Source organism: Streptomyces europaeiscabiei (assembly GCF_001550375.1).
Lineage (GTDB): Bacteria > Actinomycetota > Actinomycetes > Streptomycetales > Streptomycetaceae > Streptomyces > Streptomyces europaeiscabiei.
The window spans coordinates 1-1,950 of record NZ_LRTR01000637.1 but is presented as its reverse complement, the minus strand read 5'-3'; the positions used below and the strand labels follow the sequence as shown (position 1 = coordinate 1,950).

General features: G+C 68.5%; 1 protein-coding gene. It reads left to right on the top strand.

The features are described 5' to 3' along the window. Positions 1-408: 408 nt before the first annotated feature. Positions 409-1,788, top strand: coding sequence for an IS1380 family transposase (locus AWZ10_RS31045; RefSeq protein WP_060891237.1), 1,380 nt, complete (start codon positions 409-411; stop codon positions 1,786-1,788). Positions 1,789-1,950 lie beyond the last annotated feature (162 nt).

Genomic DNA, 1,950 nt, shown 5'->3' with positions numbered 1-1,950 from the left:
CCTCGGGCTTTCACGAACTGGGCGGTCCGCGACTTGATCACAGCTGGGAGAAGTACTCCTGACCAGCGGCATCGGAACTTGTCGAGGGTCCGGTTGGGTGCGAGGAGAGAAGCACCCCTCAGGTGAAGCGGGCGTACGATCTTGCCCCGAGCACTCCCCGATCGCCGTCGCGTGTCCGTCTATGCTCGCAGTGATGAGGTCGCCCGCACGGTAAAGAACGGGACCCGGGGTGCGGTCAGGGTCGTTTGCCTCATCACCATCGCGTGATGGAATCCGCGTAGCCAACTTCGCGGAGTCTCCTGAGCACGTTGTCCGACGGCTGGTCAGAAGAGCGGAAAATGCCCCTGACCAGCCAGAATGAGGATTGTCTAGGCCCTCGTTCCCGCGCCCGTCGGAGGCACTTTCCAGGTGAGTAAGCGTATCGGGTTGTACCCGCGTGTCCGCGTCGAGGGCGGTGGCCGCGGGACGGTCTCTCAGGCCGGGGCGGTGCTGCTGGTCGAGACGGTCCGCACGTCCGGCCTGGACACCGCGGTATCGGCGGCAATGGCGCCGTGGCGCAAGCCGCGAACGGTGCACGATCCGGGCAAGATCCTGCTGGATGTGGCCCTGGCCGTCGCACTCGGCGGAGACTGCCTGGCCGACATCGGCATACTGCGGGCCGAGCCTGACGTGTTCGGCCCCGTGGCCTCCGATCCGACGGTCTCCCGTCTCGTCGACGCTCTGGCCGCAGCCGGCCCGAAGGCCCTCACCGCGATCCGGTCGGCGCGGGCAGAAGTACGGTCGCGGGTCTGGGAGTTGGCCGGTGCGGACGGTCCGGCCGTCGACGGCACTGTGATCGTGGACATCGACGGTGTGCTGGTCCTGGCGCACTCCGAGAAGCAAGATGCCACCGCGACCTGGAAGAAGACCTTCGGCCATCACCCGCTGGTGGCGTTCGTCGACCACGGCCAGGCTGGTTCCGGCGAGCCGGTGGCCGCGCTGCTGAGGCCCGGCAACGCCGGCTCCAACACCGCCACCGATCACATCGAAACCACCCGGCTCGCCCTGGCTCAACTGCCCCGACACCTGCGGCGGGGCCGGCAGACGTTGATCCGCACCGACTCCGCCGGCGGCACCCACGCCTTCCTCGACTGGCTCTCCAGGCCCGGCCGGTGGCTGTCGTATTCCGTCGGAATGACCATCACCGACGCCATCCACCAGGCTGTGCTGAAGATTCCGAAGAAGGCGTGGACGCCGGCCTATGACGCGGGCGGCACCGAGCGGCCCGGCGCCTGGGTCGCGGAGATCACGGACATGCCCGACCTGAGTACGTGGCCGAAGGGGATGCGGCTGGTCGTCCGCAAGGAACGGCCGCACCCCGGCGCCCAGTTGCGTTTCACCGACCTTGACGGGCTACGGCTGACCTGCTTCGCGACCAACACAAGAGGCGGCCAGCTCGCCGACCTCGAACTGCGTCACCGCCGCCGGGCCCGCTGTGAGGACCGCATCCGAGGCGCCCGCGACACCGGACTGCGCAATCTGCCCCTGCACGACACCGCACAGAACTGGATCTGGCTGGAGATCGTCTCCCTCGCACTCGACCTCCTCGCCTGGATGCCGATGCTCGCGCTGACCGGCGAGGCCCGCCGCTGGGAACCCAAGAAGCTCCGTCTGAGGCTGTTCTGCGCCGCCGCCCAGCTCGTGAGCACCGGCCGCCGCCGCTGGCTCCGCTTCACTGCGCGATGGCCCTGGACCGACGAGATCACCCGGGCAATCGACCGGCTCAATGCCTTGCCGAGCCCCGGCTGACCAGCCACACCGACCACCCCAACGATCCGCACCACCACACCGGGAAAGTGGAACCCGGCGCCCACCCGACACGACACTCGGGCTGTCGGCGTGCCCATCCTCAGCCACCGAAAGCGAAACGGTCCGCCGACTCCGTCGGCCGACCGTCACGAAAGATCGAGG